The organism is Niallia sp. Marseille-Q9988, assembly GCF_976954375.1.
In genome coordinates this window covers 1-14,071 of record NZ_CDRJSZ010000014.1, presented here as the reverse complement: position 1 = coordinate 14,071, position 14,071 = coordinate 1, and the positions used below count along the sequence as shown (strand labels likewise).

The 14,071-nt window shown below is 36.1% G+C and carries 15 protein-coding genes and 1 pseudogene; 5 read left to right on the top strand and 11 right to left on the bottom strand.

Going from position 1 to position 14,071, the window contains the following annotated elements:
• Positions 1–23: 23 nt before the first annotated feature.
• Positions 24–248: a DUF1450 domain-containing protein gene (locus tag ACWNMZ_RS21150; RefSeq protein WP_031540080.1), complete on the bottom strand. Its 225-nt coding sequence runs from the start codon at positions 246–248 to the stop codon at positions 24–26.
• Positions 249–533: 285 nt separating this feature from the next.
• Here ACWNMZ_RS21150 and ACWNMZ_RS21145 point away from each other — a divergent pair, with 285 nt between their 5' ends.
• Positions 534–1,868 (top strand): MFS transporter, encoded by a 1,335-nt coding sequence (locus ACWNMZ_RS21145; protein WP_109769466.1) that lies wholly within the window; start codon positions 534–536, stop codon positions 1,866–1,868.
• A 184-nt stretch (positions 1,869–2,052) separates the two neighbouring features.
• Positions 2,053–2,892 (top strand): RsfA family transcriptional regulator, encoded by an 840-nt coding sequence (locus tag ACWNMZ_RS21140; protein ID WP_449598875.1) that lies wholly within the window; start codon positions 2,053–2,055, stop codon positions 2,890–2,892.
• Between the two features lie 894 nt (positions 2,893–3,786).
• Here ACWNMZ_RS21140 and ACWNMZ_RS21135 read toward each other — a convergent pair.
• The 3 genes from ACWNMZ_RS21135 to pta all read right to left on the bottom strand — a co-directional run bounded on the left by ACWNMZ_RS21135 (position 3,787) and on the right by pta (position 6,559).
• A complete protein-coding gene (locus tag ACWNMZ_RS21135; RefSeq protein WP_031540340.1) occupies positions 3,787–4,632 on the bottom strand; it encodes a lipoate--protein ligase family protein in 846 nt (281 codons plus the stop codon).
• A gap of 474 nt (positions 4,633–5,106) precedes the next feature.
• The gene (locus ACWNMZ_RS21130) at positions 5,107–5,349 is read right to left on the bottom strand and encodes a hypothetical protein (protein WP_031540341.1); all 243 of its coding nucleotides are present in this window, start codon (positions 5,347–5,349) and stop codon (positions 5,107–5,109) included.
• Between the two features lie 232 nt (positions 5,350–5,581).
• Entirely contained in the window at positions 5,582–6,559 is a 978-nt protein-coding gene (gene pta, locus ACWNMZ_RS21125) for a phosphate acetyltransferase (RefSeq protein WP_251629991.1), read from the bottom strand.
• 346 nt (positions 6,560–6,905) lie between these two features.
• Here pta and hemQ point away from each other — a divergent pair, with 346 nt between their 5' ends.
• Both hemQ and gerQ read left to right on the top strand, forming a co-directional pair.
• Complete coding sequence (hemQ, locus tag ACWNMZ_RS21120) at positions 6,906–7,661, top strand: hydrogen peroxide-dependent heme synthase (protein ID WP_031540155.1); 756 nt, start codon at positions 6,906–6,908, stop codon at positions 7,659–7,661.
• Between the two features lie 395 nt (positions 7,662–8,056).
• On the top strand, positions 8,057–8,524 hold the full coding sequence (gene gerQ / locus ACWNMZ_RS21115; protein WP_441132277.1) for a spore coat protein GerQ: 468 nt from the start codon (positions 8,057–8,059) through the stop codon (positions 8,522–8,524).
• A 129-nt stretch (positions 8,525–8,653) separates the two neighbouring features.
• Here gerQ and ACWNMZ_RS21110 read toward each other — a convergent pair whose 3' ends face one another.
• From ACWNMZ_RS21110 to ACWNMZ_RS21080, 7 genes and pseudogenes are all read right to left on the bottom strand, one after another.
• Positions 8,654–9,418 (bottom strand): YibE/F family protein, encoded by a 765-nt coding sequence (locus tag ACWNMZ_RS21110; RefSeq protein ID WP_441132278.1) that lies wholly within the window; start codon positions 9,416–9,418, stop codon positions 8,654–8,656.
• A pseudogene (locus ACWNMZ_RS21105) lies at positions 9,415–10,552 on the bottom strand (YibE/F family protein). Before ACWNMZ_RS21105 ends, ACWNMZ_RS21110 begins: the two are co-directional and overlap by 4 nt.
• A gap of 100 nt (positions 10,553–10,652) precedes the next feature.
• Positions 10,653–11,024, bottom strand: coding sequence for a DUF423 domain-containing protein (locus ACWNMZ_RS21100; protein ID WP_441993963.1), 372 nt, complete (start codon positions 11,022–11,024; stop codon positions 10,653–10,655).
• Between the two features lie 66 nt (positions 11,025–11,090).
• Complete coding sequence (locus ACWNMZ_RS21095; protein WP_449598874.1) at positions 11,091–11,384, bottom strand: YwdI family protein; 294 nt, start codon at positions 11,382–11,384, stop codon at positions 11,091–11,093.
• Positions 11,381–11,560, bottom strand: a complete 180-nt coding sequence (locus tag ACWNMZ_RS21090; RefSeq protein WP_031540148.1) for a hypothetical protein — start codon at positions 11,558–11,560, stop codon at positions 11,381–11,383. The genes ACWNMZ_RS21095 and ACWNMZ_RS21090 overlap by 4 nt, the downstream gene beginning before the upstream one ends.
• A 188-nt stretch (positions 11,561–11,748) precedes the next feature.
• The gene (locus ACWNMZ_RS21085; protein ID WP_251629982.1) at positions 11,749–12,426 is read right to left on the bottom strand and encodes a uracil-DNA glycosylase; all 678 of its coding nucleotides are present in this window, start codon (positions 12,424–12,426) and stop codon (positions 11,749–11,751) included.
• Positions 12,427–12,440: 14 nt separating this feature from the next.
• Entirely contained in the window at positions 12,441–13,190 is a 750-nt protein-coding gene (locus ACWNMZ_RS21080) for a DUF4230 domain-containing protein (RefSeq protein ID WP_441132283.1), read from the bottom strand.
• Between the two features lie 198 nt (positions 13,191–13,388).
• Between ACWNMZ_RS21080 and ACWNMZ_RS21075 the strand changes: the two genes are divergently transcribed.
• A complete protein-coding gene (locus tag ACWNMZ_RS21075; protein WP_031540142.1) occupies positions 13,389–13,715 on the top strand; it encodes a general stress protein in 327 nt (108 codons plus the stop codon).
• Positions 13,716–14,071: the final 356 nt, after the last annotated feature.

Genomic DNA, 14,071 nt, shown 5'->3' with positions numbered 1-14,071 from the left:
TTAAAATAATAGACAGGTTTCTATTATTTTTTTAACTTCGCATTGATTTTATCCATTAACTCTTCTTCTGTTAATGCAGCTAGTGGACGATTATTGACAAAAGCAAATGTTTTTTTGCGACCAGGTCCGCAATAGGATTGACAGCCTATATCTATTTTTGCCTCTGGATCTATTTGCTTTAAACGTGGTACTAACGTTTTTAAATTCACTGCCTGACAATCGTCGCAAACACGAAATTCGTTTGCCATTTGGACAACCCTTTCTATAAATGCTCAAAAAAAGTGATCGACAATCAAATCGACAACATTCTCACTCATTACTATATGGTATTTTACCCCTTCTGAACTTGCAATGCAAGATGCAAAAGATTGTAAAAAAGTGACGAATTATTAACAAAACTGCACGGTTACGCTTTGTATCTCTTGACTATTAGATCTTATTTTTTTATTCGAAAATTAAAACCACTTCCCTTCTCTATATTATTTAGGAAATATACGTTATAATTTTCTCTTGAAATATAGGGAGGTTTTGAAATGAATAAAAGTAGAATATTAGTAATGTGCAGCATTGTTCTTGCTATGCTGATTGCCTCTATTGATACGACCATAATGAACACAACCATGCCTATTATTGCAGAGGAGCTTGGCGGTACGGAATTATATGCCTGGTCTTTTGCTGCTTATATGATAGCAAGTACCATTCTTTCGCCAATTGCCGGTAGACTTTCTGATCTTTTTGGAAGAAAGAAGCTGTTTGCTTTTGGCATTATTGTCTTTTTAATTGGTTCTCTCTTATGCGGAATCGCAGCAACTATGCCTCAGCTAGTCATTTTTAGAGCGTTGCAAGGAATGGGTGCTGGATTCATGATGCCATTTCCTGCAATCATTGCTGGAGACCTTTTTTCTATTGAAAAAAGAGGGAAAATCCAGGCGTTGTTTACTGGCATGTGGGCATTATCTGCTGTATTGGCCCCTACACTCGGTTCTCTTTTTGTAGAATTTTTGAGTTGGAGATGGATTTTTTATATTAATTTACCAGTTTGTATTATTGCTCTACTTACGTTGATTCCATATAAAGAAGTCTATCAGCCTAAAAAGGCACAGGTTGATTATATTGGCGCAGCACTATTTGGAATCGGAATAACTTGTGTATTACTAGTTACCGTGCTAGAAAGTTATCTTTTTATTTTTGCTATAGTTGGTATACTTCTATTAATCACATTTTATTTTTTCGAAAAAAGACATGCTTCACCAATTGTTCCATTATCCATTTTTAGGAGTAAAACCATCACCTGGATTTTTCTTAACGGATTTGTAGGAACATTAGCTTTGTTTGGAACATCAAGCTATATTCCTTTATTCCTGCAAAATCAGGCAGGGCTCTCTGTTTTATGGAGCGGTGTTTCTCTCCTTGGTATGTCGATTGGATGGATGGCTATGTCGGTTCCAGCTGGTAAATGGATATTAAAATATGGCTATCGCATTCTATTAATAATCGGAAATACGTTGCTTTTGCTTTCAGGAATTTTATTAGTATTATTAAATGAGTCAAATGGGTTCTGGTATGTTTTTATCCTAATGATTATTCAGGGACTAGCATTTGGCTTGCTAAGTACTGTTGGTGTTATCGGCTCTCAAGCATTAGTTGGAAACCATGAAAAAGGAATATCCACCTCTTTCTTTATGTTCTGCAGAAACATGGGAACCGCGATTGGTGTTACTATTATGGGCTCCTTATTAAATAGTGGCTCCACCTTTATGGAGGGTATTCACCATCTCTTCCTCTTTGGATTTATTGTAAGTATATTTGCCTTTATTTCTGCCTTCTTCATTCAAAATGAAGGAGCCTTAGTTGAGAAGCGAGCGTAAATATTTTATTCAAAACAGTTGGCTTGATGGCCGACTGTTTTTTTATCCTCTTTATTTGTATTTTTCCTAAACTATAAAAAAATCTACTATCCTTGTATTTCTTTTGTATAAACAAATACTTTTCTGGAAATGATGAAACTAGAAATATTTATTTATCGTGATTAAGTTGGGAGTTGGGTTAGAAATGAAAGTTAGACAAGACGCATGGTCTGAAGAAAATGATCTTTTATTAGCAGAAACGGTTTTAAGACATGTTAGAGAAGGAAGCACACAGCTAAACGCCTTTGAAGAAGTTGGGGATAAATTAAATAGAACGTCAGCAGCATGTGGATTCCGCTGGAACGCAGTCGTTCGCCATCAATATGAAAAGGCACTTCAGCTTGCCAAAAAGCAACGTAAGCAACGACAACGAATTTTAGGAAAAGATCAAGGTGGAAAGAAGAAACTATTATATTCACCACCAGTACCAACAGTGGATGATCTCGAAGCTCTTACTGCTTCCCCAAGCTTAGAAATGGGCTCGATGGACGTGGATATGGATGCTATGGATACATTATTTACAACAGAAACATTAGATACAAATGTTACTAGTCAACAAGAAGAAGAGCTTGTAAACTATCAATCAGAAGAGGAAACAGAGGAAGAAGTACAGCAAATTCCAGTATACGAAACAAAAAAAGCGCCTGCCTATCCAGCAGGAAACCATAGCCAAGCTGGTACACTAAATTTTGACACTGTTCTTTCCTACTTACAAAATTTCCGCAATGCCCCTATACAGCTAGAAATCTTAAAAAGCGAGAATGAGCGTTTAAAAAGAGAAATGGACACAATTAGAAGCCGGAACAAAGAATTAGAAGAAAAACTACATCAAATCGAAAATAACTCAGAAACAATGCAAGAAGATTACGAAACACTCATGAAAATCATGAACAGAGCCCGAAAACTAGTAGTACTAGAAGAAGACGAGCGCCCAACCAAATTTAAAATGGACAGAAACGGAAACCTCGAAAAAGTCGCAGAGTAATTAAAAAGCGGAGGCGCCTTGCTTATCAGCGTACAAACTGGAGGGCTTCGACTGAGATAAAGGAAACACGACGAACGCTAGTGAGTCGATGTTGACTTATCGTAGGGAGGAGACTGAAGTTTGCTAGCTGATAGGCGCCAGAGCTGGATTGATCATAAAGCGGAATGGGACCGTTTAGCGGCGTGTGGGGTGGAGCAGCATTTCCTGAGATAAAGGAAACACGGTGAACGCTAGTGAACCGATGTTGACTTATCGTAGGGAAATGGTGAGAAGCCCATCAGCCGTTGGTCCCTTGGAGCTGGATTGATTAAAAAGCGGAGGCGCCTTGCTTATCAGCGTACAAACTGGAGGGCTTCGACTGAGATAAAGGAAACACGACGAACGCTAGTGAGTCGATGTTGACTTATCGTAGGGAGGAGACCGAAGTTTGCTAGCTGATAGGCGCCAGAGCTGGATTGATCATAAAGCGGAATGGGACCGTTTAGCGGCGTGTGGGGTGGAGCAGCATTTCCTGAGATAAAGGAAACACGGTGAACGCTAGTGAACCGATGTTGACTTATCGTAGGGAAATGGTGAGAAGCCCATCAGCCGTTGGTCCCTTGGAGCTGGATTGATTAAAAAGCGGAGGCGCCTTGCTTATCAGCGTACAAACTGGAGGGCTTCGACTGAGATAAAGGAAACACGACGAACGCTAGTGAGTCGATGTTGACTTATCGTAGGGAGGAGACCGAAGTTTGCTAGCTGATAGGCGCCAGAGCTGGATTGATTATAAAGCGGAATGGGACTGGGTAAAAAAGAGAGAAATAGGAGATGGCAACAAATTCTCGATTATAAATAGAGGATAAGGAAAGGGATATTTTCACTAAAATTCCCTTCCTTATCCTCTTTTTGATTTTATCGAAATGCCTGCATGATTTTCTCGTTTCTTTCCACAACTCGATTATAATAGGATTCAAATAGCGGTAGTTCCTCTTCCTGTAATTGATCTGCAAATAAAAACTCGGCATGATCTTTTAAAGCGAGTAGCAATTTAGTCATCACTTGATCGACTGTTAAAGACACTCCTAACAATTCTGCTAAAGATGCCATTACTTCAGGATTTATTTCTGGATATTCAAACTTTGTCGTTTCTCCTTGTAGACCAGAAGAATAGAATTGTTTGATGATGTCCGCTCTTTCCTGCCCACTTCCATTTACGCAAAGATAAATTTGAACAGCTACTCCGCTTCTTAAGCGTCTCTGTGAAATTCCCGCAAACTTTTTGCCATCTATGCTTAAATCATAGCTTCCTGGACAATAGGAACCCACAATTTCCTTTGCTTCCATGCATTTGCCATAATCCTGAAACATATATTGAATCAATTCGAACATCGTTTCATAGCCACTGTTAATATCAATTCGTTTCTCCTGCTCTGGAAGAATAAGAGATATGTTTAGCACGTCTTTATCTAAAACAACAGCTAAACCACCTGAATTACGAACAATATATTGGTAGCCCTGTTCTTTTAAAAAAGCTAACGCATCTTTTAAATGAGGTAGCCTCGTATCCTGTATCCCTAATACAATCGTCCGATCATGTACCCAAGTTCTTGCAGTAGCAGGTACTATCCCGCTTCCAACAGAAGAACATAAAGTATCATCCATTCCAAATGAATGCAGTGCTGATACATGTAAACCTGTTGTGGACTGATCGATGATTCTCCATTTATCCTGTTTTAACAAACTAGTATTGCCGACCATCACTTAGCTCCTTTTTGTTTAAACAACCATCTATTCTCTTTTTTAAAGATATAGTCTTATTATTCATTCACAATGATTTATTATAACGAAATTAGAGCTATTTCAAAAGATATCTTCTCGTTTTTGTTGGTAATTTTCATACTATTTTTTTAAAAGAAGGCTCTGTTATTATTTATTTTCTTGTAATATGAAAAAAATAGGCGGAGAATTTCCGGCTAATGTATATAGAGCGAGCATAATCAGCAGATATAAGCGGAGATATTCCGAATAACTGCTCTAAATAAGACAAAATTCAAAGATTTGGATACGATAAACGAAAAAATGTCCCTTATTTTTAAGGAAGTATGGATATTTCCCCATTTAAACGGAATTTTTCCGTTTATTTTCAAAAAAACAGTATAAACAAATTCAGTTATAAATAAACCTAGAAGAAAAATCTTCACTCCAATAGTAAAAAAATTGATAGACTTTCATTTAGTTTGGCCCAGGGGTTACCCAAACTTTGTATATAAAAACATTGTCTAATACCTTTTTTTCGGTATGTACAACAAAATGAGGAACGGATCCTAAGAAAAAAGAAAGAGCATAAGCTATTTTATAATCAAGAGTTATATATCCATCAATAGTTCTTCCATAAATCTCATTAGCTATTGAATCTGCCCACACTTCTGATTCCCATAATGTTTCAAAAACAACGTCTTCCCTTTTCCATCTTATTTCCATAAATCTTATAACTCCCTTCCTTAATTTCCTTATGATTCTCTATTTATGGGTAATGTTTATTTTAAATAATATCAGCTTTTTAAAGCATAGTTGCTACTCTTTATTAATTATTCCTTTTTAAAATTTTATAATGATCCTTCTGCATAAGTGGGATAAGGGGAGGGATAAATAGCGAAACTCAAAAAAGACGCCTCCCTAACTTTAAGGAGACGCCCTTCTTAAAAAATTACTTCGTTAAGCTTTGACCTGCTGTAATTAGAGCTAATTTATAAACATCTTCTTCGTTACATCCACGAGAAAGGTCGTTTACAGGAGCATTTAGTCCTTGAAGAATTGGTCCAACTGCTTCAAAGTTACCTAGTCTCTGTGCAATTTTATAGCCAATATTTCCAGCTTCTAAGCTTGGGAATACAAATACATTTGCATCCCCTTGTATTGGAGAATCTGGAGCTTTTTGTTTTGCTACAGACGGAACAAATGCAGCATCAAATTGGAATTCACCATCAATAACTAATAATGGATCTCTTAATTTAGCCTCCGCTAAAGCACCTTCTACTTTTTCTGTTTCTGGTGATTTTGCAGATCCTTTTGTAGAGAAGCTTAACATCGCAACACGTGGATCAATGTCAAACATTCTTGCTGTCTTTGCACTTTCCACAGCAATTTCCGCAAGGTCTTGTCTATCTGGAGTAATATTGATTGCACAATCAGCAAATACGTATTTCTCGTCTTCGCGAACCATGATGAATACACCAGAAGTCTTTTTCACGCCTTGTTTTGTTTTAATGATTTGTAAAGCTGGACGAACAGTATCAGCTGTTGAATGAATCGCGCCACTTACTAAACCATCTGCTTGGTTAGCATATACAAGCATTGTTCCAAAATAGTTTTCATCTAATAGGATTTTACGAGCATCTTCTTCTGTTACTTTTCCTTTACGTCTTTCTACAAAAGAAGCAACAAGTGCATCGAACTGAGCATATTTCTTTGGATCATAAATTTCAGCGTTTTCTAAAGAAACACCTAGATTGTTTGCTTTAGCTTGAACTTCTTCTATGTCACCAATTAAAACAGGAATTAAAATTTTATCTTCTGCTAAACGACCAGCAGCTTTTAAAATTCTTTCATCTAATGCTTCTGGGAAAACAATCTTCACGTTTTGACCAGTTACTTTTTCTTTTAAACTTGTAAATAAATCACTCATTAAATTTCTTCCTCCTTTTTATGTACACTTATTAGGATACTCTACCATGGTAAAAATTCAAGGAATATTCCTTACTTTTTTCTAATTTTATCCCCCAAAAACACGATTAGTTCACGTTCCTCATACATATGAGATAAAAGTAAATATGGATGAAATGCTCCCTTTATACAATCTGATATTTCCCTATAATTATCTTCCTTATACTTTATTGTGCTATTTCAAACTTCTTTTTATATCAGTCACAATTTGTTCACAATTTACTCAAGGTTTATTCCGTTTGTATCTGGAGAAACTATGATATAGTTAAAATCATATAAACGTTATTAAATAAGGAGTGAACATATAAATGAGTGAAGCGGCAAAAACATTAGATGGCTGGTATTGTCTTCATGACTTCCGAACTGTAGATTGGACAACCTGGAAAATGTTACCTGATGAAGAGAGACAAGCAGCAATCAACGAATTTCAAGGACTCTTGGAAAAATGGAACGTTGTTCAGGAAAATACTAGCGGCAGCCATGCCCTATATACAATCGTTGGACAAAAAGCAGACTTTATGATGATGATTCTGCGCCCAACTATGGAAGAATTACAGCAACTAGAAACAGAATTCAACAAAACAAAGCTAGCTGAATTTACAATTCCAGCTCATTCCTATGTGTCTGTTGTAGAATTAAGCAATTATCTACCATCGGATTCTGATAAAGACCCGTATGAAAATCCATATGTGAAAGCAAGATTATACCCTATCCTTCCGACATCCAATTATGTATGCTTCTATCCAATGGATAAGCGTCGTCAAGGGGAAGACAACTGGTATATGCTTCCGATGGAAAATCGTAAAGACTTAATGCGTAGCCATGGGATGATTGGTAGACAATATGCTGGGAAAGTAAAACAGATTATTACGGGATCTGTTGGCTTTGATGATTATGAGTGGGGAGTAACATTATTTTCTGATGATGTTCTTCAATTCAAAAAACTAGTATATGAAATGCGTTTTGATGAAGTGAGCGCTCGCTATGGTGAATTCGGCTCTTTCTTTGTAGGAACCATTCTTAAACAAGAGGCAATAACAGACTATCTACATGTAAATGAATAAATGGGAGTAGTTCTCTAAAAGAATTTAACTTTGTATAGTTTTTAATCTATGACGGAGCAAAACTTTTAGAGAACGCTCCTTTTTTAACGCATATAGCTTTCTTAAACCTACATTCTATATATCATATACCTTAAGCAATTGTTAAAATTCATATTGCTTGAAGCCTCTTAAAGGCAATATACGTTCCTCACCTAGTCCTTCTTAATAACCTCTTCTATTTAAATTGCAACTCCTTGTCATAACTTATTCTGTTTCCTCATAGGATGAAATAGTGAGCGATGACCTATGAATGAATTAACATTCACCGTCTACTTCTAATTTCTACATTTTATGGTCAACTTCGATGCTTGGAAGTATGTTGTGAAGATTGGATAAAAGACAATGGAGGGATGAAAATGAGTCAATCTAATTATGGAAACTATGGTTATCCGCAGGGCTACGGGAATTTCCCCGGACAAATTCCTACCTACGGGAATCAGCAAATGTATCAGCCACAAGCACCGATTCAGCAAGGAGTACCTACACCTACTCCTGCACCTACACCAAGTGCAACACCTACTACCTTGCCAGGACAGCTGCCAATTGAAGCGTCTTATATTGAGAATATTTTACGCCTAAACAAAGGGAAAATAGCAACTGTATATGCAACATTTGAAAACAACAGAGAATGGAATGCAAAAATCTTTAAAGGCATTATTGAAGCTGCAGGGCGAGATCATCTTATCTTAAGTGATCCACAAACAGGAACTCGCTATTTAATTCCAATGCTATATGTGGATTACGTTACATTTGACGAAGAAATTGAGTATGAATATCCGTATGGCGTTGCAGCACCAAATCTAACTACATATCCGCCTAGATAAGTCAAAAGCGCCTATGTTATTAAAATATTATTAGTGCATCACTTATATAGTGGTGTACTTTTTTGTTTTATAATACTTTCAGCTTATAAAAAAGGGAATGGAAAAAGTCCCTTTTTTACGTTATACAAGCTATTTAGATATTTTATGCTTCACCAAAAAGTAAGCAGTTATCCATGCAGTAATAGGAATGACAAGTGTAACACCAGTTCCTGCACTCAGAATTGTAATCATTTCTGCACTGAATATTTTTGAATTGATGATTTCTCCTATTGAATAGGATAAGTCCTTAAACCAAATTAGCAGGGCAATATATCCGCCAAAGAAAGCGAAAAATAATGTATTTGTACTTGTTCCTAGAATATCTTTGCCAATACTTAATCCAGCCCTGTATAATTCCCCTCTACTAATATGAGGATTGTGAAAATGAATTTCACGCATTGGCGATGAGATGGCCATGGCTGTGTCTGTAATGGCACCAATTGTACTCATGATAATTACAGAAGTGCCAATTTTAATAAAATCTACACTGATAGTAAAGGAAAACATACTAAGTTCTTCTAATTCTTCGACCCCAAATCCCTGAATCATTGCTTTATTCGATAGGTAGAGAATAAACACGAGCAGAAGAATAATCGTAATCATGGTGGATAAGAATGCCGTCTTTGTTTTGATATTCACTCCATTAATATAAAATAGGTTGATACAGCTAATTACTATACTTGCAAATAAGGTTAGGATAATCGGATTTATGCTTGGGTTAGTCATGAAAATCGTAATAATAATAACCACACTAAAGTTAAAGAATAGTGCAAAAAACGAATTTACTCCCTTCGTTCCACCTATAATGCTCATTAAGATAAATAAAATAATACCTAGCACCACTAATACATTCATTCGCTTGCTCGCTTTCTGTTAACGAAAAAAATAGTTATATATAAACCTATCGGAATCGTTAACACAATTCCTATACCGCCAGCTAGCGCTCGTGCCAATTCTAATGATAGATTCATCGAGAGTGTAAAACCTAATGGCGACGCATTTTTAAAATAAAGGATAAGCATTGGTATTGTTCCACTAATATAGGCAAAGAGCAAAATATTCGTCATGGTTCCCATTATATCTTTTCCAATCTCTCTTCCTGATGTTATTAGCGCTTTAACTGATATATTGTTATTCTTTTCATATAATCCAAATATGGAAGAAGACATCGTAATAGCTACGTCCATCACAGCACCGAGCGACCCAAGAAATAATCCCGCTAGAAAAACCAATTTATAAGGACGAGTAATAAATTGTAGCTCCTCATAGCGAAGACCTTTTTCTGAAGTTACCCATAAAACGAAGTAAGTAATGGCTAAAGAAAGAAAAGTACCTAATAAGGTTGCTATAATCGCTGCATATGTTTTTTCATTTCGTCCACTTACGAGTATAAGAGAAATAATCGTAAATATAATAACACTGATACTACAAATTATAAGGAGACTTTTCTCTGAAGTGTTTACATAAACATCCAATGCAATCGATAATATAATGGCATTAATGACTAAACTAAACAGAGAAAACAGTCCTTGCCATTTACCTACAAATAATAAGGAAAAAATAAAAACCCACGTAATCATCAACAAATATTTATCCCGTTTTACATCGTCAACACTTCCTTTGAGGTATCCATTCTCTTACCTCGGAATCGATATGAACGAATAACTCGCTTCCAATATGATATTCATCATTATTAGCCTTGGAGGAAGTAAATTCATTCGTTAGGTATATTTGCTTCCCTTTTTCCTCTCCGTTTTTTACTTCTCCAATAATCTGCTGTGTAAATAATTTATCTTTATTATTTACATGATCCTTTATTTCAGCTTGGTTTAGTAGTTCCGTTTTTACTACTTCCACTATAGGCCTTTCATAAAAAGAGTAGTTATTATGAACAAAAATAATCGAGCCTATAAAGGTAAGTAAAACGATACTAATAAAGCCTTTCATTTTTTTGCTTATTTCCGTAAATTTTTTAATCATTTGTTTCAAGAGCATCCTCTCTACTAAAAATTTTATCCTTCAATCAAGAAAAAAAGGATAGGTAAGAACATTTTATCTTCTGCTCACCTATCCTTTTTTATTTATCTTCTTACATCCACTTCCATACAGCGATAATAACTAATAGCCACGCGGTCAAAAATGCTACGCCACCTATTGGTGTAATAGCTCCTAGTACTTTGATCTGGGTAACTGCCAATATGTATAGGCTTCCTGCAAATAGAATAATGCCAATAAACATTAGCCACCCTGCCCAGTTTAACAAGCTGCTTGCTGGAAACTTCCCTAAGAGCAAGCCAATTAGTATTAAGCCTGTACTATGGAACATTTGATATGTTACTCCCGTTTTCCATGTTTCCAAATATTTATCTGGAATTCTACCTTCTAGACCATGGGCACCAAAGGCTCCTAAACCAACGGACAATAATGCATTGATGGCTCCAATAATGATAAAAGTTTTCATTTTTATCTCCTTTTTCTTGCAGATTATTGGTATCATGAAATTCCTTCATTTACAAAACTATCCGATCTAAAAATCAAATAAAGAATCGCTATTTCCTTCAGCCATCTTTATTTTATTTGTTTGTGTCTGTATCGGTTGTTGTTTTGGAATGGTTAATGGTGCTTGCATAGCTTGGAAGGATGGCTTTTGCACAGGGTGCTGGTAGGTTATGCTTTCTTTCCCCTCTTGTTCAAGTACTAATTCGCATAAGGATTTAATAGCGTAAACTCTTTCCCTTATTCTTGCATCCGAATCGCTTGTCTTTGCTTCTAGTAACTGATCCTCTATTTTAGCTAACAATTGCTGTACAGATATATTCATTTCATCCCTCCTTTTGCCTGGAAACGAAGGCACTCTTGTCCAGATGCTCTCTTTACTTCAACGGAAGGCATCGTTCTTCCTTTAAATTGAAACGCCTTACATCCTTTAGGGAACTGACTATCCCATGTTACATAGTAGAACTTACATTTATAACAATTTACCTTATTCTTTTCCATTCCATACCCTTTCTTAATCCATTAAAGAAAAACACAAGCAGAGGCTGGGACATAAGTATCCCAGCTTTAAAATAAACCAGAAAACGAAGTAGCCAACAAAAATCCGCATACTTTCTTTGTTTGGGCTTTTTTAGCTTTTTTTGAAAGCTAGTGCTATAATCCACAGCCTATATATTTCCTTTATTATATTATTCTTTTACTAAAAAATCATCTATGCACCAATTAATAGGAGTCTTCCCTCTATTTTCAAGCATTCTATTAATGGTAGAAAACGGCCTGCTTCCTAAAAACCCTCGATGGGCTGAAAGGGGACTTGGATGTGTTGATAAGATAATGCCATGCTTTTCTTGGTTGATGAGAGCAAGTTTTTTTTGAGCTGGATTACCCCATAACACGAAAATGACTGGCTCCTCTCTCTCATTCAACATGTGTATCACTTGATCTGTAAATTTTTCCCACCCTTTTCCACGATGAGAATTAGCTTGACCTGTGCGAACCGTTAAAACCGTATTTAGCAATAGTACCCCTTGCTCGGCCCAGCTTTTTAAATAGCCATGATTTGGAATCGGACAGCCCAAATCATGATATAGCTCCTTATAAATATTTTTTAAGGATGGCGGTATTTTCACTTCTGGCTTAACAGAAAAGCTTAATCCATGTGCCTGATTTGGACCGTGATAAGGATCCTGTCCTAAAATGACTACTTTCACCTTTTCATAAGTTGTGTATGATAAACTATTAAAGATGTCTTCCTTTTTTGGATAAATAGTGAATTCACTATATTCCTTTTCTAAGAATGCTTCTAATTGGATAAAGTAATCCTTTTGGCGCTCCTTTTCTAATAGCTGTTCCCAGGATGTAGCCATCCCGTCTCCCTCCTTTATTCCCCTTCAAAGCTTACTTGAACAGAATAATCTAGTCTTCCATAGAATTCCTTCAATATTTTTTCAGCATTTTCCTCCGCTTTCACTAAAATACCTTGGTCTATTGCTTCTTCCTTCATGACTTCCTTTGCTTCATCCATTAAACTATAGGCTTCTTCCCATTCCACATCTCCTCTAAAAATTCCAGAAACAGAATAAGTCTCTACTTCATCAAAATTAATAGCAGGATCTTGAAGAAAAGCTGCTTTAGGTAATAAAATGGTGATCGATTTTTCTTCTTCGTTGATTTTAAGTTGGTCTTCCGTTAATTTTGATAAATCGACTCCTGCTGTAAGTGTTCCCGGTACAACTAACAATATCTTTCTTTTTGTTCCAGGAATATTTGTCTCAATCTCTTTTCCAAAAATCTCATTATCTTCTTTTTCTAAGATCGTTTTTACAAAGGCTTGAGAAGTGGCTAATGTCGATAAATCTTTCATCTGTTCTAAATACGCTCCTGTTTTTACAACAGGCTCTTTCGGAAAAGCAATTTTCCACAATCCAACTATCCCAACTATTAAAAGTATGATTAAAATACTTAAAAAAAGCATGATTTTTTTATTTAGCCTTCTCTTTACTTTATATAAACCAAATGAGGGAAAACGAATCCCCCTTCTGTTATTTATCTCCATTGTTGCACTTGCTTGCTCCTTTTTTCCTGCTCGTAGTTCTCGATTAATTTGTTCTTTTTCTCTTTTGCTTACCATTCGACCCCTCCTGTTTCTATTAATCTCTTCTTTTATTATATAAGGAAATTTGTCGATTGTGGGGATATTTATCTATGTACAATTTCCCAATGTCGAAAGATGAAAATATTACCAATAGATTAGGTGTTTCATCTTGTTTACAGAAGGCTATATAAAATACATAGATAAATTCCACTATTATAATAGGAGGTTATCATTATGTATAAAGTTGAAGTAGTAGAAAATGGTGTACAAGCAAGTAATATTATTAATTCGTTAGAAAACCAAGGCTATAAAAAGGAAAATATTTATATTTTCGCACATGATAAAGACCGATCAGAAGATTTATCAAATGCGACAGAAACAGGAAATGTATCCATGAAGGAACAAGGATTACTTGATTCTATCAGCAATGTTTTCCGAAAAAGAGGAGACGAATTGCGTTCTAAAATGCAATCAGTCGGCTTAACTGAAGCAGAAGCATCTAAATACGAGGAAGTTTTGGATACAGGTAAGTTAGTTATTGTTGGTTCGCTCGAACAATAAGAAAAAGAGGCTGGGACAAATCTAAATAACTAATCTTTAAAGACGAACAATCTCTAATTTGGCTCTTAAATATGCTACTTTTTCATATTAGTTATTTATGGTTTTAAATATATTCAAGTGTAAAAACTAAGTCGTTCCATTGCGCTACAGACGGTCGATGCGCCGGGGAGGAAGCTGAGCCTCCTCGCTGCGCTGCGGAGACCACTGAAAAACTGATAGCTATTGATGCTTGGTCGTAACCGCCTTTTAAACTTAGATGTGTAAATTGTTTTCCGAGGTGACCACTTGCTTTCCATGGGGCGAGCGCCGAGCCGCTTCGTCGCTACGCTCCTGCAGGGTCTCGGACTTTCTCGCTG

What these genes read in the sequence shown, in the direction of transcription:
- ACWNMZ_RS21150 (WP_031540080.1), bottom strand. Translation starts at nt 248, where the DNA reads ATGGCAAACGAATTTCGTGTTTGCGACGATTGTCAGGCAGTGAATTTA.
- ACWNMZ_RS21145 (WP_109769466.1), top strand. Translation starts at nt 534, where the DNA reads ATGAATAAAAGTAGAATATTAGTAATGTGCAGCATTGTTCTTGCTATG.
- ACWNMZ_RS21140 (WP_449598875.1), top strand. Translation starts at nt 2,053, where the DNA reads ATGAAAGTTAGACAAGACGCATGGTCTGAAGAAAATGATCTTTTATTA.
- ACWNMZ_RS21135 (WP_031540340.1), bottom strand. Translation starts at nt 4,632, where the DNA reads ATGGTCGGCAATACTAGTTTGTTAAAACAGGATAAATGGAGAATCATC.
- pta (WP_251629991.1), bottom strand. Translation starts at nt 6,559, where the DNA reads ATGAGTGATTTATTTACAAGTTTAAAAGAAAAAGTAACTGGTCAAAAC.
- hemQ (WP_031540155.1), top strand. Translation starts at nt 6,906, where the DNA reads ATGAGTGAAGCGGCAAAAACATTAGATGGCTGGTATTGTCTTCATGAC.
- gerQ (WP_441132277.1), top strand. Translation starts at nt 8,057, where the DNA reads ATGAGTCAATCTAATTATGGAAACTATGGTTATCCGCAGGGCTACGGG.
- ACWNMZ_RS21110 (WP_441132278.1), bottom strand. Translation starts at nt 9,418, where the DNA reads ATGAATGTATTAGTGGTGCTAGGTATTATTTTATTTATCTTAATGAGC.
- ACWNMZ_RS21100 (WP_441993963.1), bottom strand. Translation starts at nt 11,024, where the DNA reads ATGAAAACTTTTATCATTATTGGAGCCATCAATGCATTATTGTCCGTT.
- ACWNMZ_RS21095 (WP_449598874.1), bottom strand. Translation starts at nt 11,384, where the DNA reads ATGAATATATCTGTACAGCAATTGTTAGCTAAAATAGAGGATCAGTTA.
- ACWNMZ_RS21090 (WP_031540148.1), bottom strand. Translation starts at nt 11,560, where the DNA reads ATGGAAAAGAATAAGGTAAATTGTTATAAATGTAAGTTCTACTATGTA.
- ACWNMZ_RS21085 (WP_251629982.1), bottom strand. Translation starts at nt 12,426, where the DNA reads ATGGCTACATCCTGGGAACAGCTATTAGAAAAGGAGCGCCAAAAGGAT.
- ACWNMZ_RS21080 (WP_441132283.1), bottom strand. Translation starts at nt 13,190, where the DNA reads ATGGTAAGCAAAAGAGAAAAAGAACAAATTAATCGAGAACTACGAGCA.
- ACWNMZ_RS21075 (WP_031540142.1), top strand. Translation starts at nt 13,389, where the DNA reads ATGTATAAAGTTGAAGTAGTAGAAAATGGTGTACAAGCAAGTAATATT.